The 17622-nt window shown below is 70.6% G+C and carries 19 protein-coding genes and 1 pseudogene; 8 read left to right on the top strand and 12 right to left on the bottom strand.

Annotated elements, in window-relative coordinates:
- The first annotated feature begins 149 nt into the window (after positions 1 to 149).
- The 3 genes from DAA40_RS09750 to DAA40_RS09760 are packed head-to-tail and all read left to right on the top strand — an operon-like array spanning position 150 to position 3979.
- Positions 150 to 1871 carry a DEAD/DEAH box helicase gene (locus DAA40_RS09750; protein ID WP_234356328.1) on the top strand — a complete coding sequence of 574 codons (1722 nt, stop codon included), beginning with the start codon at positions 150 to 152 and terminating at the stop codon, positions 1869 to 1871.
- Between the two features lie 21 nt (positions 1872 to 1892).
- Entirely contained in the window at positions 1893 to 3089 is a 1197-nt protein-coding gene (locus DAA40_RS09755) for a hypothetical protein (protein ID WP_106849543.1), read from the top strand.
- Between the two features lie 23 nt (positions 3090 to 3112).
- Positions 3113 to 3979, top strand: coding sequence for an alpha/beta fold hydrolase (locus DAA40_RS09760; RefSeq protein ID WP_158716354.1), 867 nt, complete (start codon positions 3113 to 3115; stop codon positions 3977 to 3979).
- Positions 3980 to 3984: 5 nt separating this feature from the next.
- Here DAA40_RS09760 and DAA40_RS09765 read toward each other — a convergent pair whose 3' ends face one another.
- From DAA40_RS09765 to DAA40_RS16435, 5 genes are all read right to left on the bottom strand, one after another.
- On the bottom strand, positions 3985 to 5148 hold the full coding sequence (locus tag DAA40_RS09765) for a pyridoxal phosphate-dependent aminotransferase (RefSeq protein ID WP_106849545.1): 1164 nt from the start codon (positions 5146 to 5148) through the stop codon (positions 3985 to 3987).
- A 9-nt stretch (positions 5149 to 5157) separates the two neighbouring features.
- On the bottom strand, positions 5158 to 6033 hold the full coding sequence (locus DAA40_RS09770) for a PD-(D/E)XK nuclease family protein (RefSeq protein WP_199849689.1): 876 nt from the start codon (positions 6031 to 6033) through the stop codon (positions 5158 to 5160).
- Positions 6030 to 7112 (bottom strand): hypothetical protein, encoded by a 1083-nt coding sequence (locus DAA40_RS09775; protein ID WP_106849546.1) that lies wholly within the window; start codon positions 7110 to 7112, stop codon positions 6030 to 6032. The genes DAA40_RS09770 and DAA40_RS09775 overlap by 4 nt, the downstream gene beginning before the upstream one ends.
- A 68-nt stretch (positions 7113 to 7180) precedes the next feature.
- Positions 7181 to 8023, bottom strand: coding sequence for a PH domain-containing protein (locus DAA40_RS09780; protein WP_106849547.1), 843 nt, complete (start codon positions 8021 to 8023; stop codon positions 7181 to 7183).
- Positions 8024 to 8042: 19 nt separating this feature from the next.
- Positions 8043 to 8204 carry a hypothetical protein gene (locus DAA40_RS16435; RefSeq protein WP_199849690.1) on the bottom strand — a complete coding sequence of 54 codons (162 nt, stop codon included), beginning with the start codon at positions 8202 to 8204 and terminating at the stop codon, positions 8043 to 8045.
- A gap of 260 nt (positions 8205 to 8464) precedes the next feature.
- Here DAA40_RS16435 and DAA40_RS09785 point away from each other — a divergent pair, with 260 nt between their 5' ends.
- Positions 8465 to 8938 (top strand): hypothetical protein, encoded by a 474-nt coding sequence (locus tag DAA40_RS09785; protein ID WP_106849548.1) that lies wholly within the window; start codon positions 8465 to 8467, stop codon positions 8936 to 8938.
- Positions 8935 to 9948 (top strand): MFS transporter permease, encoded by a 1014-nt coding sequence (locus DAA40_RS16675; RefSeq protein WP_234356329.1) that lies wholly within the window; start codon positions 8935 to 8937, stop codon positions 9946 to 9948. The genes DAA40_RS09785 and DAA40_RS16675 overlap by 4 nt, the downstream gene beginning before the upstream one ends.
- A 12-nt stretch (positions 9949 to 9960) precedes the next feature.
- Here the strand turns inward: DAA40_RS16675 and DAA40_RS17030 are convergent.
- The 6 genes and pseudogenes from DAA40_RS17030 to DAA40_RS09815 all read right to left on the bottom strand — a co-directional run.
- Positions 9961 to 10257, bottom strand: a pseudogene (locus tag DAA40_RS17030) (thiol-disulfide oxidoreductase DCC family protein); the annotation flags it as partial.
- Positions 10250 to 11386: a DUF2332 family protein gene (locus tag DAA40_RS09795; RefSeq protein WP_106849550.1), complete on the bottom strand. Its 1137-nt coding sequence runs from the start codon at positions 11384 to 11386 to the stop codon at positions 10250 to 10252. The pseudogene DAA40_RS17030 and the gene DAA40_RS09795, both read right to left, overlap by 8 nt.
- Positions 11387 to 11399: 13 nt before the next feature.
- Positions 11400 to 11891 (bottom strand): hypothetical protein, encoded by a 492-nt coding sequence (locus DAA40_RS09800; RefSeq protein WP_158716355.1) that lies wholly within the window; start codon positions 11889 to 11891, stop codon positions 11400 to 11402.
- Positions 11888 to 13294, bottom strand: coding sequence for a wax ester/triacylglycerol synthase family O-acyltransferase (locus tag DAA40_RS09805; protein WP_106849552.1), 1407 nt, complete (start codon positions 13292 to 13294; stop codon positions 11888 to 11890). Before DAA40_RS09805 ends, DAA40_RS09800 begins: the two co-directional genes overlap by 4 nt.
- Before the next feature lie 46 nt (positions 13295 to 13340).
- Positions 13341 to 14588: a chromosome partitioning protein gene (locus DAA40_RS09810; RefSeq protein WP_158716356.1), complete on the bottom strand. Its 1248-nt coding sequence runs from the start codon at positions 14586 to 14588 to the stop codon at positions 13341 to 13343.
- Positions 14588 to 15280 (bottom strand): SAF domain-containing protein, encoded by a 693-nt coding sequence (locus DAA40_RS09815; RefSeq protein ID WP_158716357.1) that lies wholly within the window; start codon positions 15278 to 15280, stop codon positions 14588 to 14590. The genes DAA40_RS09810 and DAA40_RS09815 overlap by 1 nt, the downstream gene beginning before the upstream one ends.
- Before the next feature lie 149 nt (positions 15281 to 15429).
- Here DAA40_RS09815 and DAA40_RS09820 point away from each other — a divergent pair, with 149 nt between their 5' ends.
- Positions 15430 to 15660 carry a helix-turn-helix domain-containing protein gene (locus DAA40_RS09820; protein WP_106849555.1) on the top strand — a complete coding sequence of 77 codons (231 nt, stop codon included), beginning with the start codon at positions 15430 to 15432 and terminating at the stop codon, positions 15658 to 15660.
- On the opposite strand, the gene DAA40_RS09825 is transcribed toward DAA40_RS09820, so the two are convergent.
- Positions 15661 to 16227 carry a hypothetical protein gene (locus DAA40_RS09825; RefSeq protein ID WP_106849556.1) on the bottom strand — a complete coding sequence of 189 codons (567 nt, stop codon included), beginning with the start codon at positions 16225 to 16227 and terminating at the stop codon, positions 15661 to 15663.
- Between the two features lie 100 nt (positions 16228 to 16327).
- Here DAA40_RS09825 and DAA40_RS09830 point away from each other — a divergent pair, with 100 nt between their 5' ends.
- Both DAA40_RS09830 and DAA40_RS09835 read left to right on the top strand, forming a co-directional pair.
- The gene (locus tag DAA40_RS09830) at positions 16328 to 17071 is read left to right on the top strand and encodes a LysM peptidoglycan-binding domain-containing protein (protein ID WP_106849557.1); all 744 of its coding nucleotides are present in this window, start codon (positions 16328 to 16330) and stop codon (positions 17069 to 17071) included.
- An 18-nt stretch (positions 17072 to 17089) separates the two neighbouring features.
- Positions 17090 to 17596 carry an Rv3235 family protein gene (locus DAA40_RS09835; RefSeq protein WP_106849558.1) on the top strand — a complete coding sequence of 169 codons (507 nt, stop codon included), beginning with the start codon at positions 17090 to 17092 and terminating at the stop codon, positions 17594 to 17596.
- The last annotated feature ends 26 nt before the right edge of the window (positions 17597 to 17622 follow it).

Raw genomic sequence — 17622 nt, forward strand, 5'->3', positions numbered from 1 at the left:
GCGCGCTAGACTTCATGCATTGAGGTGCGCGGGCACTCGCGCCGGGACGAGCCTGGCGCATCGCTGACCCGAGTCGAGCGGTCACCATCCGCTCCTCGACACACCACCGGTGTCCGTGCGTGCTGAAGCCACGACACGAAGGACACCCGTTGACCGACACCCACGCCGATCAGGCCACCACCGACCAGAGCAGCGGCCAGCCGGCCACCGACCTGCACGTCGAGGACATCGCCGAGGAGACCCTCGACGTCCCCGAGCCGGACGCCGCCCCCGTGCAGCCGACGTTCGCCGAGATGGGTGCCCGCGCCGAGACAGTGGCGGCCCTGGAGAAGATCGGCATCGTACGCACCTTCCCGATCCAGCAGATGACCCTACAGATCGCGATGAGCGGTCACGATCTCATCGGACAGGCCCGCACCGGCACTGGGAAGACCCTCGGCTTCGGCGTCCCCCTGCTCGAGCAGGTCCGCAGCGAGGACGAGGGCGCCGACGGCACCCCGCAGGCACTGGTCGTCGTCCCCACCCGCGAGCTGTGCGTGCAGGTCGCCCGCGACATCAAGCAGGCCGGCAGTGAACGGCGGATCCGCGTCGAGGCCATCTACGGCGGCCGCGCCTACGAGCCGCAGGTCGCCGCCCTGGAGAAGGGCGTCGACGTCATCGTCGGCACCCCCGGACGGCTGATCGACCTCGCCGAGCAGGCCAAGCTGGTGCTCGGCAAGGTGAAGATCCTGGTGCTGGACGAGGCCGACGAGATGCTCGACCTCGGATTCCTGCCGGACATCGAGAAGATCCTGCGGATGGTTCCGGACCAACGCCAGACGATGCTGTTCTCAGCGACCATGCCCGGGCCGATCGTTACCCTCGCCCGGCAGTTCATGACCCAGCCGACGCACATTCGCGCCGAGTCGCACGACGACACGCAGACCGCGCCCACGATCCGCCAGATCGTGTACCGGGCGCACGCGCTCGACAAGCCCGAGCTGCTGGCGCGGGTGCTACAGACCCCCGGTCGCGAGCTGACATTGATCTTCACCCGCACGAAGCGGACCGCCCAGAACGTCGCCGACGAGCTGGAGTCGCGCGGTTTCGCGGCCGCGGCCGTACACGGCGATCTCGGTCAGGGTGCGCGCGAGCAGGCGCTGCGGGCCTTCCGCTCCGGCAAGGTCGACGTCCTCGTGGCGACCGACGTCGCCGCCCGCGGCCTGGACATCACCGGCGTGTCCCATGTGATCAACTACCAGACGCCCGAGGACGAGAAGACCTACGTGCACCGCATCGGCCGCACCGGGCGCGCGGGCAAGGAAGGCATCGCGATCACCCTCGTCGACTGGGACGACCTGCCGCGCTGGACGCTGATCGACAAGCTGCTCGACCTCGGCATCCCGGAGCCCGCCGAGACCTACTCCACCTCCACGCACCTCTACGAGGAGCTCGGCATCCCCGAATCGGCGACCGGGAGGCTCCCCCGCAGCCAGCGCACTCGCGAGGGCCTCGACGCCGAGCAGATCGAGGACCTCGGCGAGCGTCGCCGTCCCGGTCGCAGCGGGCGCGATCGCGACGAAACGGGCGAGCGTCCGCGCAAGCCTCGCTCGGGTGCTCCGCGGCGGCGCACCCGCGGCGCCAACCGCTCGACCCCCGCGCAGGACGGCGCTGCCGGCACCGCACCGAGTGCGGCAGACCGGCAGGCCGCCCAGGACTCCCAGGACTCCCGGAGCGGTTCGGACGGCGAGCGCCAGAGCCAGCCACGCAAGCGGCGCCGCCGCTCCCGCGGACGTCGCGGTTCGGGCGGCGGCCAGTCCGGCGCCGGCGACAGCAGCGCCACGCAGAGCGGTACCGCGCCCACCGAGCAGGCCCCGAGCGCGGACTCCTGACCGCGGCGCCGTCCTGCACCCATGACGCTGCCCACTGAGCGGCCTGACCGCCCGCGCCGTACGCCGCGCCCGTGGTGGTTCCGGCTGATCGGCTGGCTGGCGGCGCTCGCGGTGCTCGCCGGGGCAGTCGGCATCACACTTGCCCGGGGTTCCTACTCCGCGACCACGCACACCCTCGCCCAGCCGCCGCGTCCGGCCGACCAGACACCGCCGGCGCAGTCCGTCTCACCGATCGGCTCGTTCGATACGAACGGCCAGCTCGCCGGCCCGGTCGTCGCGGACCTTCAGCCAGGCGGAGTCATCGGGCGCGACCCGGCGTCCGGCGAGGAGATCTGGCGCTACATGCGCGAGGACTCCAAGACGTGTGCGCACCACGCGACGGCCGACCGGATCGTGCTGGTCTACCCCACCGGAGACCGCTGCGATCAGGCGATCTCGCTGTCGCCCGGCTCCGGCGCCCGGCAGTGGCAGCGCACCATCGAAGCCCACAGCGCCAACGAGATCATCTGGACCGATGGCGGATTCATCTCTCTCGACCCGCGCAAGATGATCAGCTACGAGATCAATCAGGGCTCCGAGCGGTTCACCGTGGACACGACGACCGGTCAGACCGCCTCGGTCGAGATGAGCCAGTGCGAGCACCTGGACGCGGCCGGGCACGCGAGCGTGGTCACCCTGCAGCGCTGCAGAGCGGACGCTGACTCACCCTGGCAGGAGCAGCTGATCGTCAACGTCGAGTCCGACGGCAAGCCGCGGGAGGTCGGCCGCACGTTCCTGTCCGGCGACGGCGAGCTCGATCTGGTGGACGCCACCCAGGACGGCACCGCATTCCTGCGCGCGACGGACGGCGCCATACTCGCTGTCCCGCCGGCGGCTCAGACGGCCGTCCCGATCCCGGGCCTTCCTCCCATGTCCGAGCAGACTCGCCTGATCACGACGCGTGGATCGGTCGTGCTCACCGACCCCCAGGTCACTGCCGGACTAGGCCCGGATCTTGCGAGCGTCGCGTGGAGCACCCCGGGGGTGGCGCCGGCGTCCTACTCGGTGACGAGCCTCTATGTCCCCACAACCGCGGGAATCGAGGTGCGCGCCGCTGACGACGGCGCGCTGCTGCGCACCATCGCGCTTCCCGAGCCGCTTCCGGCCGGTGCCGAGCTGACCGTGCACGGACCGCTCGTGGCGATCCGGGACGAGCCCAGCCTCACCGTCCTGCGCTGAGTCCCATGCGGCAAGATGGGCGCGTGGACGCCCCCCAGATCGCCCGTCAGACCACGCCGCACAACGCCGTCGCCCGAACGGTCACTACTGAGCGCGGCAGCTTCGCCGTTCTCGATGCCCTGCCGAGTGGTGACCCGATCGCCACCGTGCTGCTCGTACCGGGCTACACGGGCAGCAAGGAGGACTTCGCTCCCCTGCTCGATCCTCTCGCGGACAAGGGATTGCGCACAGTGGCGATGGACCAGCGCGGGCAATACCACTCTCCGGGCACTCCTGATCCCGCGGCCTACTCCATTCAGGAGCTGGGGGCAGACCTGCTCGCCGTTGCCGCGCAGCTTGGCTCCCGGCTGCATCTGGTCGGCCACTCATTCGGCGGGCTGGTCTCCCGGGCCGCGGCCATTAGCCAGCCGGACGCGTTCGCGACGCTCACGCTGATGTCCTCCGGGCCCAGCGAGCTGCCACCCGGCCCCCGCCGGTCCATCATCGAGGCGTCCCAGCCGCACCTGCACTCCATGGGCCTGGCACGGATCTACGACGCAGGGCAGGACGCCCTGGCGAAGGACCCCACCTGGAACCCGCCGCAGGAGCCACTGCGCGCGTTCCTGCGGGACCGGTTCGTGTCGAGCTCCCCGCACGCCCTCGAACACATGGGCGCCACCATGCTCACCGAGCCGGACCGGACCGAGCAGCTGCGCGCCACCCAGCTCCCGCTGATGGTGCTGTACGGTCGCGACGACAACGCCTGGTCCCCGGAGGCGCAGTCCGACATGGCGCTGCGGCTCGGCGCGCGCGAGGTCATCATCGAGAGCGCGCTGCACTCCCCCGCCATCGAGAATCCCGTCGACACGGCAGCCGAGCTGGTTCGGTTCTGGACCGACTACCCTGCCTGAGCAGATCAGCGCGCCAGGCTCGCCAAGCGCTCGCCGGCCTCGTCCAGGACGTCGTCCTTCTTGCAGAAGGCGAAGCGCACCAGGTGCTGCCCGTACTCGACGTTGTCGTAAAAGACAGACATCGGCACCGCCACCACGCCGCAGCGCTCCGGCAGGTCACGGCAGAGGCCCAAGCCGTCCTCATACCCGACGCTTCGCGCATCTGCCGACAGAAAGTAGGTTCCACGACACTCGTTGACCGCAAAGCCGGCGTTCTCAAGACCCGCCCGCAGCCGGTCCCGCTTGCGCTGAAGATCACTCGCGATGCTCTCGAAGAACGAACGCGGCATCGCCAGCCCCTCGGCGATCGCGGGCTGGAACGGTGCGCCGCTGACGTAAGTGAGAAACTGCTTCGCTGCCCGCACCGCGGCAACGAGGTCCGCCGGCCCGGTGCACCAGCCGATCTTCCATCCGGTGAGCGCAAAGGTCTTGCCAGCCGAGGAGATGGTCAGCGTGCGCTCCCACATCCCAGGCAGGGTGGCGATCGGGACGTGTGCCAGGCCGTCGTAGAGCATGTGCTCGTACACCTCGTCGGTGACGACGAGCAGGTCGTGGGCGATGGCGAGATCCGCGACATACCGCAGATCCTCGGCTCCAAGCACGGCGCCGGTCGGATTGTGCGGCGTGTTGAGCAGGATCAGCCGGGTGCGATCCGTGATGGCGGTCGCGAGCTGCTCGCGAGGCAGCGCGAAGTGGGGCGCCTGCAGGGTGACCGGCCTGCGGGTCGCCCCGGCCATCGAGATGGTCGCGGCGTACGAGTCGTAGTAGGGCTCCAGGACGACGACCTCATCCCCCGGCTCCAGCAGCCCGAGCATCGCGGCGGCGATCGCCTCGGTCGCACCCGTGGTGATCAGCACCTCGGTCGACGGGTCGGGCTCGAGGCCGTAGAAGCGAGTCTGGTGCTCGGCCACGGCGGCCAGCAACGAGGGCACGCCCGGACCGGGCGGGTACTGGTTCGCGCCTGCGTCGATGGCCGCCTTGGCGGCGTCACGCACCAGCGCGGGACCGTCTACGTCCGGGAAGCCCTGTCCGAGGTTGATCGAGCCGGTCTGCACCGCGAGTGCCGACATCTCGGCGAAGATCGTCGAGGTGAATCCCTCGAGACGAGAGGACATCAGGGGCCTACGCATCGTGCCAGCCTACGTGGGACGCTCGGTCGGCATCGTGGCGTTCTCGCCTGGGACGGCGAACCACGGATCCTTCAACCGGATCTGGCGGCCTTCCCGGCAGTGCGCCCAGAAGTCGCAGTGCCCGCACGCGGGGCTGACCCGCGCCGGGTAGGCGACGTCGGGGTCGGCGCCGGCCGCGAGCTCGCGCCGTGCCCGGTCCATGTCGTCGGCGGTGCTCGCCGCGCGCCGCATCTGCCGTTGGCGCGTCTCGCTGGTGATCTCCGCGGCGGCTATCGTGCCGGACGGGATGTGATGCAGCTCGACCCGCGCGCAGCGCGCTCGGAAGGTACGCTCCACCGCCACCGCGTAGACCGCGAGCTGCATCGACGCCCGCGCCTCGTGATCGGTGGGCACCGCCCGGCCGGTCTTGTAGTCGATGACGACCAGCGAGCCGTCGTCCAGCTCGTCGACGCGGTCGATGCGCCCCGAGATCGCCAGGTCACCGTACGGCGCTCCGACCGTGCGCTCGATGCCTCTGGGCTGGGTGCGCAGATCGACCTGCTCAGCGACGTACTGCGCGAGCTGGCCCGAGACGATCCGGAGCGCGCGTTGCGACTGCGCCGCGTCTCGAAAGCCCGCCGCGGGCCACATCGCCCGCAGGTCCGCGATGACGGACTCCACGCTGCGTCGCGACGGCGGGGTATCCCAGATAGCGCGGAGCGCAGCGTGCACGGCGGACCCGATGCCCGTGTGCGCCCATGGTGCCCCACGGGCAGGCGTCGGCCGGTCGAGGTAGGCATAGCGGAACCGACGCGGGCAGGAGTCGAAGGTGTCCAGCTTGGCTGGCGTCACCTGACGCAGCGGCGCCGGCATCCCGTCCAGGCCGAGCTGCTCCGCGGCGCTCAATCGTCCTCCGTGATCGAGCCGAGCAGCTCGCCCTCGTCGATCTGAGCGGTGTACCAGCCGGCGGGAAAGTCCCGTCCACCAGGGGAGAAGTACTGGGCACCGGGTCGGTAGTCGGGGTAGACCTGAACCGTCTGGTCGCCGATCACCACGGCCCGTTGGGAGCCGGCCCGCTCTCCACGCGCCCGCTCGACCTCACGCGGAGCGCTCGTCGGCAGACCGGCGCGCTTTCGGGCGTAGTGCGCCGCGTGCGTACCTTCGCGCGTCGCGCGCATCGCGGCGTCGAAGTCGGCGTCCGAGTCCGCATCTGCGAGGATGTCGGCCGCCGCGATGTGACGTTCGCGCGCGTCACTCAGCGCATGCTGGACATGCGGGCCACCGCCTTCGCCCACGGTGTCGATGTCACGGGCCAGCGCGTCCAGCGCCCCGGTGACCTCCTCGCGGCGAGCCGCATGCCGCGTCGAGCGTGCCTTCTGCCGGTTGCGCAGCCACAGGTACCCGCCGCCGGCACCGATCAGCAACGCGCCGAGGATCCACGGGATCGCGCTGCCGAAGCCACTCCCGCCACCCTCGGCGTCCGCGCAGTCGGCGTCGTTCGCGTCGGGCGCGTCCGCGACCTTGTCGACGTAGGCGAGGAGGAAGGCGCTCAGGTCGCCTCCGGATCGCGTGTCCGCCTGCTCCTCGGCAGCCTCGTCGAGCAGGGGCTGCGCGCGGTCCGAGCAGATGACGTTCGACTGCGCGATCTGCTCGGTGCCCGAGACGACCACGAAGGTCCCCTTCTGCTGCAGGCTGTTCTGCAGCTGGGTGAGGACGTCGGCGGGAGGGGTGTTGGGCGCGACCACGGCGATGTAGAGCGGGTCCTCGCCGATCTCGCCGGTCACGGCCGCGACATCGACCTGCTGCCCGGACTCGGGAGAGACGTAGACGTGCTCACCGTTGCCGAAGGCGGCACCGGCCGCGTCGGCCTCGGTCGCCGGATCCGCGATGGCCGGCCCGCGGGCGAGCAGCAGGAGTGCCAGCGTCGCGACGATCGTTGTTGCCAGGCGGGCCGCCGAGGAACGAGGGGCAAGGGTGGAGCGCACCGGTCCACGTTATCCCGCGGTGATCGACTCCGGCCGGAGGTCGGCCGCGTGCCTTGCGGATCGGGTGCTCAGAGCGGTCGGTGGTCGCGGATCGGACCGTCCGCTGGCGGTGCGCCAGCCCGTCTCGTGCCGCGGCCGTTCACACCCGCGAGCCGCTGCTTGAGGCGGCGTCCGGCGTCCGACGGCTCGTGGATGATGCTGTCGGCGTGCGGGCCGGCTGGTACGACGAGCCGGCCCGTCACCGGCCCGTCCTCGGGCGGAAAGGGTTCGAGGTCCATCCCGGCGAGCCGGGTCCCCAGGTCGGGGTCGGTCCGGGCGAGGTCGTCCAGGTCGCCCTGAGGATGGTCGACCGGCGGGTCGGTCAGCAGATCCGGCTCGATGACCGGGCTGGATCCGCCGAACAGCAGGTCCGAGACCTTCAGGTACAGCCGGTTGGCATGCGGTAGGAACTCGATGCGCGACATCGCCTGGTCCTGACCGGCCGATTCCACCACGAAGGTCCCGTAGCCGAAGATCTGCCCGATGAGCGGCTTCTCGAAGGTGAGGTCGGTGACCTTGCGCAGCGGCATCGCGGCGACGTGGCGGGTGATGACGCCGTGGACCAGCAGCGCGCGTTGGGTGGTGATGACGAACCGTTCCATCCGCCACTCGAGAACCAGGTACGCCAGCCGCACGAGCGCACCGAGCACGATCAGCAGGGTGATCGCCTCTACGGTCGGCACGTACGGCACGAGCAGCTGGATCATGAAGGCGCCCGCAATGAAGCCCAGAGTCTCCAGGAACGCCGCGGCCATCACCATGATGTGTCTACGGACGCCGACGACGACGGTCTCCTCAGGCAGCAGATAGGGCGCGGGGTCGCCCAGACCCCGCGCGATCACCTGCTGGCTGCGGTCGATGGTGGCCGGCATGGCTGCGTCTCGTCGCGCCCTAGGCGAAGACCGACCTGACGAAGTCCGCGAAGTTGCTCGCGGCGTCACCCAGTCCCGAGACCGCCGAGCGGACGATGCTCGAGGATTCCTGCGGGAAGCTCAGGACGTAGAAGATGACGAAGGCGACCAGCAGCAGGCCGACGATCTTCTTGACGTTCATGGTGCTGTCTCCGACTCGTGGGACTCCGGGGGAAGATCGGCGCGAATGAGTCACCACACACGCCACAGGTGTCACTTCGTTAACACGGTACCGGCTCTCACCACAATTCCCGTGCAACCGTGCCCAAAACGACATGGGCGGACCCACCCAGACCGACCCCGGGGTGTTGCCGGGACCGCTCCCCGGCCGTTCCCCGGGCGTCCGTCGGGTGGCACACTGTCCTGGCACCGCGCACCCCCAGCACCGCAGAGAGTCCGCCCTTGTCCCAGACCACGTCCCCGCCGCGTACGCCGCCGCAGGCCAGCCTGAGCCGCAGGGGGGTCGCCACCCGTCTCGCCCTGTCCTCGCTGGCATTACTGCTGCTGCTGTACGGGACCTTCTTTGGCTCCGACTCGGACTTCCCCTTCGGCCCGTTCCGCATGTATGCCACCCGCAACGCCCCCGACGGCACGGTCAACTCGCTGCGTCTCGAAGGGGTTACCAGCCAGGGCGAGACGGTCCCGATCAGCGCCGGCTCGCTGGGCCTGCGCCGCGCCGAGCTGGAGGGCTCGCTCCCGCGGATGAAGGACGAGCCCGAGCTCATGGAGGAGATGGCGCAGCGTTATGCGGTCAACAACCCCGACCTGCCGCAGCTGGTCGAGCTGCAGGTCGTCGTCCGGGTCTACCAGCTGAGGGACGGCAAGGAGACTGGAGAGTACGAGGACCGCATCGAGGCGGTGTGGAAACAGCCATGAGCACCCCACCGCAGACCGCCATCGAGCGCCGCTCCGGGGTGATGGGCTGGCTGTTCGAGCCGCTACCGCTGCACCGAGTGGCGGTCATGCGCGTGGTCGCGTACCTGTTCGTGCTGGTCGACATGTTCCTGACCACGGCCTGGGTGGCGCAGAAGGCCAATGCACCCCAGAGTCTCTACCGGCCGCTGCACATCGCCGAGCTGCTGTTCCTCCCGCACCCGAGCTTCGCCTATGTGACGACCTTGCAGTGGCTGTTGGTGGCGGCGGCGCTGATCGCGGCGACGGGCTGGCGCCCCCGGATCACCGGAACCGCGGTCGCCGTCCTGTACCTGCTGTGGATGATCGTCGGGATGTCCTACGGCAAGGTCGATCACGACCGGTTCGCCTACCTGGTGCTGCTGGCCGTGCTGCCGACCGCCGGGACCGCCCGCTGGGGTGATCGGCGCAAGACCGAGGCGGCCGGGTTCGCGCTGCAGACGGTCTTCGTGGCGGTGATGCTGACCTACTTCCTGTCGACGATCGCCAAGATCCGTTTCGGCGGCTGGGACTGGCCCACCGGCGCCACCCTCACCCGGGCGTTCATCCGCCGCGGCACGCCGCTGGTCGAATGGGTGCTCGACTACCCGTGGATGCTGGTCGCGGCCCAGCACGCGATCATCATCCTCGAGGCCCTGTCGCCGCTGATGCTGCTGTGCCGCTCGCCCAAGGCACGGATCCTGCTGGTCTGCGGGCTGCTGGCCTTCCACCTCTCGGTGTTCGCCTCGGTGACGATCATCTTCCTGCCGCACTGCGTCGCCGTCCTGGCGATCCTCCCGTGGGAGGTGTTCCTGCGCCGTCCCTCCGACGTCCCCCGCAGAACGGGATCAGCTGGCGGGGGACCCGTCGGCCTCGGACGTGCGCGGAGCGGTGGCGCTGGCGGCGCCGGGGCGCAGGTGCGCCGGCATCGCGCACGCCGGGGTACCGCCGGGGAGTCGGTCGCGGTTGCGGGCGATCCACTTATAGACGACTGAGGCTACCCAGGAGAACGGCGGCGTCTGCGCGAGGAAGGCGAGCGGCCGCCACCTGAGCCCGGTGGCCCTCAGCAGGTCACCGACCGCGATGTGCGCCGAGGTCACGCGCCCGTCGGGCTCGACCCACTGCACGGCCTCCTCGCACTCCTTCACCGTCAGTCCGAGGCTGTCGAGGTCGGCGTGCTGAAAGGCGACGATGTCCAGCTCGGCAGTGAGATGCCGCTCGACGAACCCGACGCACTTCGTGCAGATCCCGCAGTCTCCGTCGTACACCAGCACCGGCCTGGTTCGCGCTGCCCCGCTAGTCATGCATGCTCCCTATCCAGTGGGCGTTCTGGCCCGACGGCTCGGCGGAGGCCAGCAGCACCGACGTCCGCGACGGCCAGCTGTCCAGCCGCAGCTCGAAGCGGTGCGGGTCGATGCGGGCGGCGCCGCGGCGCAGGGATGCACCGACGGGGTCGTCGTACAGCAGTCGCTGGGCGCCCGCGGGCTCGAAACTGATCACGTGCAGCGGGGCCGCGTCGGTGGCGCGACCGGCAGCCCCCAGGATCTCGGTGGCCAGCTCGGTCCGTTCGGGCACCGCCATCTCAAGGACGACGTCGCTGTGCCACACGACGGACGCCGCGTCGGTACGCGGCCACGAGATCCCCCGGGGCAGCCACACCGACGAGGCCATCTGCTCCACCTGGATGCCGGCCCGATCGACCGCGGCGATGGCCTGCGAGATCCTCTCGAGCTCGGACGGCGTGTCCGGCCCGGCCCAAGCCAGTAGCTCAGCGCGGTCGGCGGAGCTGCTCGGATCAAAACCTACGAGGTCGCACCCGGTCGCTGCCAGGATCGGCGGGATGTCCTGGTGGTCGACCTGCGGCGCCACCGCCCAGGGGTGGCCGAGGTACACGGCGCTGTCGGCGGGCCCGACCGAGTGGCCGAAGAAGTCCTGGCGGAACATCGGGGCCGCCAGCGCGAACCCCGGCCCGGCGCCGACGTCGAAGATGCGCACCGGCTGGCCGCTGGACTGCCCGACGTACGCCAGCGCCGCAAGCAGCATCGCCCCGCGGGCGGGGTCGCTGCGGCGTCCCGGGCGGATCATCCGGGCGATGATCTCGCCAGCTCGCTCGGCGACGACGTCCCGGGCGACCGGCCAGATCTCGTGCAGGTTGCCGTGGCCCCCGGTGCTCGGGTACATGGCAGCGAGCTCCCTGCTGCCGGTCAGTGCAAGTGCGTGCACGGCCGCCGCGAACCGCGACGGTAGCTCGTCGGGCAGCAGTACCCGCCCGTTGCGCTCCCCTCGATCGAGCACAGCACGCAGCAGCCGCGCCATCACGCCGTCCGCCTCGATGTCCAGCGCGGCACCGCGCAGCAGCGACGCGTTCACCCGAGAGTCGCGCATCGCGCGCGCCGCCGCCTTGAAGGAGGCGGCCAGATCGACTCCTGCCATCTGTGCGCTGCCCCTACCGGTGGTGCGGGTAGGCCTCGATGAGCTGGTCGAGCTCGGCGGGGTCGTGCCACAGCAGCAGGCGGGTCTCCACCTTGCTGTACTGGTCGTCCGAGGGCTGCTTGCCCTGACGCACGAGCGTCAGCAGCGTGTTGACATCCTTCGAGGCGTCGAGCTCATCGACGTAGATCGCGCTGAGGGCCTCGCGCGGCAGCCTGTCGATCACGTAGTCGCCCTCGTCGTTGAGCACCGGAGCCTCCGACGAGACGCGACCGGCGAGGACGACGCGCAGCGGCATCTCCTGGGAGTCGATCAGGCGCTGCACGCTCAGCGCAGCCGCGTCGCACAACGAGTCGAACTCGGCCTGCTCGATGTCGTCGGCGGAGAACTCGGACTTCGGGAGGTCGCTGAAGCAGACCACGACATCGCGCAGCTCGTCGTTCTTGACCGCCTCGAGCGACGCTACGGTGGCGGGTGCGAACACGGTGATCCGGTGCGGCACGGTCATCTCCCTCTCTTCACGGCGGCGAGCAGCTCGGCGAGCGCGCCATCGACCATCGAGGCTAGTACCTCGAGGTCGACCATGCTGTCGCGATCGGCGTTGAGGCCGAAGTAGACCCGCCCGTTGTACGAGGTCACGCCGATCGCGAGCGCCTGCTTGTGCGACAGCGGCAGCAGCGGATACACCTCGACCAGCTTCGCCCCCGCGGCGTACATCGGCTCCTGTGGCCCGGGCGCGTTGGTGACGACGAGATTCGTCGCGCGCCCGACCAGATCCCGGCTCACCCGCGCACCGAGCGAGTGCAAGGTGGACGGCGCGAACCAGCCCAGAGACGCCAGCGCGTCAGCCGGGACGGCGCGCCGCGAGGTAGCGTGCGCCGACATCGCGTACGAGATCTGGCGCAGCCGCAGCGCCACCGCGTCCTCGCCGACCGGCAGCTCGACCGTCATCGACGACACGCGGTCGGTCGAGCCGAAGTGGGCGTCCTCGTCGAAGGCGTGCACCGACACCGGCACCAGTGCGCGGAGCACGGTGTCGCGACGTACCACCTCTCCGCGGGCGGTCATCCAGCCGCGCAGGGCGCCTGCGATGACGGCCAGGACCACGTCGTTGACCGAGCAGTCGCTGATGTTCTTGATCTCGCGGAAGGACTCCAGTGGGTGGTCGGTGAGCGCGATCCGTCGCTGGCTGCCGACGGAGACGTTCAGTGGACTGCCTTCCGCAGGGTCGAACACCCATCGGGCCGTGGCGCTGACGGCGAGCGCGGCCTCCAGCAGTCGCTCGCCGGCCTGCTTGAGGTTGGTGAGCGTGGTCCGGGTGTTGTCGATGACGGTCAGCGGTGAGGTGATGGCCTCCTTGGCGATCTCGAGCAGCAGGTCCATCCGGGAGGGCTCGGGCCGTGGGCTCCAGTCGTCCTCGACCTCGGCACGCGGAATGCGGCTGCGGTCCAGCAGCACCTCGCCGATCTCCATGCCGACGGCGGAGTCGATCATGGCGCAATGCGACTTGGTGATCATCGCGACCTTGCCGCCGGCCAGGCCCTCGACCAGGTAGATCTCCCACAGCGGCCGGTCGCGGTCCAGTCGGCGTGACATCAGCCGGCTGGCGAGCTCAGTGAGGGCCGCGGCGTCCCCGGGCTTGGGCAGCGCCGAGCGCCGCACATGGAAGCTGACGTCGAAGTCCTCGTCGTCCACCCAGCGGGGCGCGGAGATGCCGCCGGGCACCGTGACGACCTTCTGCCGGTATCTCGGGACCAGCGCGACGCGCTGCTCGATGAGGCGCGCCATCCGCTCGTAGTCGAACCCGGAGCGGGGCGGCTGCAGGATCATGATCGTGCCCACGTGCATCGGAGTCGTGAGCTCCTCGACGTCGAGGAATGCTGCATCCGCCGGGCTGAGCCGTTCGCTCACCGAGCCTCCTTCTCGCGCTGGACTGCACTGAGACTACGGGAGAGGCTCACCCGCGGCGCGGTCTCCTTTCCCGCTTGCGTGCGCGCGCTGGACGGGATCCCGTGAGGGCGTGCGCCAATCCGGTCAGCTGCTTGCGCAACGGGCTGCTCGGCGCGACCTCGGCGAGCATGCGTCCGCGCAATAGCGCGGTGTCGCAGCCTTTGCCATCCCACGGGAGCACCGCAGCGACCGGGACCCCGGCGAAGCGCTGGAAGGCCTGCTCCAGCTGGGCGGTGGGCTCGCCGTTGAAGACCCCCGCGCGCAGCTTGTTGACCACCACCCGCGGGGTGCAGGCCGGCAGCAGCTCGCGCAGCTCCTGCACTGCACGGATACCGCGAGCGACACCCACCGGGTCGCAGCCGGTGACCACCAGCACGTCGTCGGCGTGCTCGAGGACGGCGATGGTCGCCCCGTTGCGTCGGGGCGCGAAGGTGTCGTAGGCCAGCTCCTCGTCCTGCTCGATCGAGAAGCCGCAGTCCACGACGGTGAGTGCGGCGAGCTCGCGCGCCTGGGCGAGCACGTCCTGGACGGCGGCGGGGCGCAGCTGGGGCCATCGGTCGCTGCGGGAGATGCCGGTCAGCACGCGCGGCGCGGGGCCGCCCTGCAGGCACGTTCGGGCCAGCGCAGCCACGTCGAGCGTGCCGGCCCCAGCGGCCCGGCATGCGGCGGCGACCCCGGGTGACTCGTCCAGTAGCCCGAGCATGGTCGCGAGCGCCCCGCCGTAGACGTCTGCGTCGATCAGCAACGTCGGCGTACCGCTGCGCGCCGCCTCGTCGGCGATGCCCAGCGCGACCGTGCTGCGACCGGGCGCGCCCGCCGCACCCCAGACGCCCACGACCCGGCCCCGAGGCCGCGGCCGCCCCGCTCGATCCGGCGGCGGCGTACGCAACGCCGGCGGCACGCCGGCACTGATCAGGGCGGCGACCTGATCGACCAGCTCGGGGCCCGGTGTCGCCGCGTCGAGAACGACCGGGATCCGCAGGGACGCCGGCCAGGCGCTCGCGGGATCACCGATCGCGACCGGGGTGGCGCCGTAACCGAGGAGGGTGCCGACGAGGTCGGCGTCCAGTCCGGCGAAGCCCTCGCCGATCACCACGACGCGTGCCGCGCCACTGGCCGCGACCGCGAGCACGTCTGCCATCTCCACGCACCGGCGCACCACCGTGACCCGCTCGGGCTCACTGCTCAGCGCGCTCACGACGACGGCCTCGAGCGCCGGGTTGGCGATCGCCGTGACGACTCCGATCGCAGCCATCAGCAGACCGGCGGCGCCGCGGTGGTGCCGGTCACCTCGACCAGTGTCAGCACCTTCTGCACGGTGCCGTCGAGGATCTGACCCACGGCACAGGAGGGGACCTTGACAACGACCTGGAGCTCGCCGCTGCCGACCGACAACGCGCCCTGAGAGCGTTCGGAGACCTCCGCCACCGTGACCGACTCGACCACCAGGCTCGTCGAGGCGGGTTCCTGCTGAGCACCGGCGGGCGGCGCGGCCGTGGCGTACAGCGAGACGCGGTCTCCTCGAGAGACCGTTATCGGGACGTGCGACGCGGGGATGCTCAAGGCGAGCGAGACCAGCTCGTCCTCGTTCTGCACCGCCTTCACCGGCAACAGGTCCCCGGCTCCGACGTCCCGGGTGAGCGTCTTGCCCACCGGATCGCTGCTGGCCGCCAGGTAGATCACCGCGTGGTCGTCGAGCCGGACGTCGACCGTCTCGACGTCGGACTCCGTCAACATCGTGCCGGCCGCGAGGTCCGCAGTCACCGCCCACACCTTGACGGTCTCGTCGGACGCCGAGACGATTCGCGCCCCCGCCACCACGCAGGCCGCGACGAGCAGCAGCCCGATGATCATCCGAAGATCGAGCCATCGCGGGGTCCGGGAGCGCCGGGCCGGCGGTGAGGGCGGCAGGTCACTGGCTGTCGGGGCGACACGACTGGCGGTCATGCTTTCTCCCTCGGACGTCAAAGCACCGGGACGTGGTGAGAATAAGGACCAGTGGTCTCGGTTCAGTAACATGCACACACCCTGTGGACAACCCCGGCGGCGCTGGCCGGGGGCCCTACAGTGGTGACAGCCGACCGATGAGGAGTCTCATGGCACCCGCGCGCTTTCTCAAGCTGACCGACGTCGCCGACACTCTCAACATCTCGAGCGCCCAGGCATACGCTCTGGTGCGCAACGGCGAGCTGCCGGCGATCAAGGTGGGCGGCCGGGGTCAGTGGCGCGTCGAGACCACCGAGCTCGAGGCCTACATCCAGCGGATGTACGCCCGGACCGAGCAGCTGGTCGCCGAGAGCGCGCTGGACGAGTCTGCGGACACGTAGCTACTGCGCACTGCTGCGGCGCACGTACCGGATCGCGGTGATCGGTACCGAACGCGCGCCCTGCACATCCCGGGCTCGCCGCGGCTCGCCGACGGGGTGTACCGCAAGATCCACGAAATCGGCGCCCACGCGGTCGATCGTTCCCGCGATGACGCCGTTGCCGCCCAGACCGATCTGCACCGCTGACCGGTCCGCCGCGATGCCCCGCAGCGCGTGCCGCAGCCCGAGCCCCTCGTAGACCCGGCGGGCAGCCGCATTGAGCCCGGGCGCCGCGGGCCGCGGAAGGTCGGCGACCTGGACGACGTGGGCAGTGGCGATCAGCCAACTGGCCGGTCCTGACTCCAGCACCAGCCACCCGCTGCCCACCGCACTCAACGTGCCGGCACAACGCTGCGGCCCGTCGACCTCGATCGTCACGACGGTCCCCACGGCTGCTCGCAGCCTGCCCGCCATCGTGACCTGCCCGGTCTCGTGCCGGGCGCGCTCGGCCGCCTCACCCAGCATGTCGGCACGGTCCCGCGCCGCCTCGGCCGCCTCGATGTCGGCCAGTAACCGCTCCCAACGCATGCCTCGACCTTCCCGCACGGCAACGCGACCCGTCAACTTTCCACACATTGACGCACTTTATTGACATTTGATGCTGTTTGATGTTGTTTAATCTCATTCATTGCTGATCGAGGAGATAGGTGAGTTCCCGATGACCGTGCGGCTGACCAGGGTGGCCAGCGCCCTCGGCGTGCTCGCCGCCGTCGCGTGGCTGCTGGCGCCCAGCCCCGGCCTGCTGGTCTCGATCGCGCGCAATCCGCAGCGGTCGGTCGACGTCCTCGGCGCTGACGTCGTCGTTCTGACGATCTGCCAGCTCCTGGTGGTCGGGATCTGCTGCTGGGCGGCGTTGGCCATCGCGCTGTGCGTCGCCTCCGCGCACCATCCACACAGCCGGGCCGAGCGTCTGTCCCAGAGGCTCACTCCTGGTGGGCTCCGCCGTCCCCTCGCCCTCGCCATGGGCATTGGGACGCTGGCGATCGCCGGGTGCGGACAGAGCCACCAGCCCGCCGGCGTCCCACCGTCCACCACCCCGGCCTACGTGGCCTCGAGCGAGGCCTTCGACTGGCCGCGGGAGGCCGACTCAGCTCCCTCGAGCACTGCCCAGCCGCAGGCGGACGAGCCCGAGGCGCCCGCCACGACCACGCCGCCCGAGCCGGCCGAGCCCTCGGTGGATGCCCACTACGGAGTGCTGCCCGGCGACAGCCTGTGGTCGATCGCGCGTGCCCATCTCGGCGCCGCAGCGAGCACCGCGGAGGTCGCCTACCTGGTCGATGAGATCTACCAGGCGAACGCCGCGCTCGTCGGCCCGGACCCGGACCTGCTTCATCCCGGTACGACCCTGACGATCCCCACCCACCCGAGCTGACCCGACGAGGAGGTCGCCATGACCACCGCACCCGTGCTGATCACGCCGATTCCGCGTGCCGAGCCCGAGGCCTTCACAGTTCCGCAACCCGCCCGGCTGCGGCTCGTAGGGCCGCCCCCGCAACTGACGATCGACGACATCGACCAGGTCCCCTCCGCCGACGCGGCGCCGGCCGACCCGCTCAAGGACGATGACCGTCCCGGTGGCCCGACGCTCACCCAGTTCACCCGCCGGTTCTTCGTGGCGCTCGCCGAGGTGATGGTCGGCCGGCGGTCGGCCCACCAGCTCGCGAGCCACCTGGCCCTGCCGATCCAGCAATGGCTGCGCGCGCTTATTGCCAGCCGCGGTACAGCTGCCGGTCCGGCCGCGCCGCCGCTGGTGCGCACCGTGCACCTGTGCACTGTCCGGCCCGGCGTCCTGGAGGCCACGGCCGTGATCCAGCACGGGCCGCACGTCCGGGCCATGAACGGCCGGTTCATCGAGCTCGACGGCCGGTGGCAGTGCGTGTACCTCCATCTGGTCTAACCGCTGAGCCCCGCGGGCCGGGAACG

This window comes from Blastococcus sp. Marseille-P5729 (assembly GCF_900292035.1).
Lineage (GTDB): Bacteria > Actinomycetota > Actinomycetes > Mycobacteriales > Antricoccaceae > Cumulibacter.

Bases quoted from the DNA above. Each gene is read 5' to 3' on its own strand.
- DAA40_RS09755 (WP_106849543.1), top strand. From the start codon at position 1,893: ATGACGCTGCCCACTGAGCGGCCTGACCGCCCGCGCCGTACGCCGCGC.
- DAA40_RS09765 (WP_106849545.1), bottom strand. From the start codon at position 5,148: ATGCGTAGGCCCCTGATGTCCTCTCGTCTCGAGGGATTCACCTCGACG.
- DAA40_RS09780 (WP_106849547.1), bottom strand. From the start codon at position 8,023: ATGCCGGCCACCATCGACCGCAGCCAGCAGGTGATCGCGCGGGGTCTG.
- DAA40_RS16435 (WP_199849690.1), bottom strand. From the start codon at position 8,204: ATGAACGTCAAGAAGATCGTCGGCCTGCTGCTGGTCGCCTTCGTCATC.
- DAA40_RS16675 (WP_234356329.1), top strand. From the start codon at position 8,935: ATGAGCACCCCACCGCAGACCGCCATCGAGCGCCGCTCCGGGGTGATG.
- DAA40_RS09795 (WP_106849550.1), bottom strand. From the start codon at position 11,386: ATGGCAGGAGTCGATCTGGCCGCCTCCTTCAAGGCGGCGGCGCGCGCG.
- DAA40_RS09800 (WP_158716355.1), bottom strand. From the start codon at position 11,891: ATGACCGTGCCGCACCGGATCACCGTGTTCGCACCCGCCACCGTAGCG.
- DAA40_RS09810 (WP_158716356.1), bottom strand. From the start codon at position 14,588: ATGGCTGCGATCGGAGTCGTCACGGCGATCGCCAACCCGGCGCTCGAG.
- DAA40_RS09815 (WP_158716357.1), bottom strand. From the start codon at position 15,280: ATGACCGCCAGTCGTGTCGCCCCGACAGCCAGTGACCTGCCGCCCTCA.
- DAA40_RS09820 (WP_106849555.1), top strand. From the start codon at position 15,430: ATGGCACCCGCGCGCTTTCTCAAGCTGACCGACGTCGCCGACACTCTC.
- DAA40_RS09825 (WP_106849556.1), bottom strand. From the start codon at position 16,227: ATGCGTTGGGAGCGGTTACTGGCCGACATCGAGGCGGCCGAGGCGGCG.
- DAA40_RS09835 (WP_106849558.1), top strand. From the start codon at position 17,090: ATGACCACCGCACCCGTGCTGATCACGCCGATTCCGCGTGCCGAGCCC.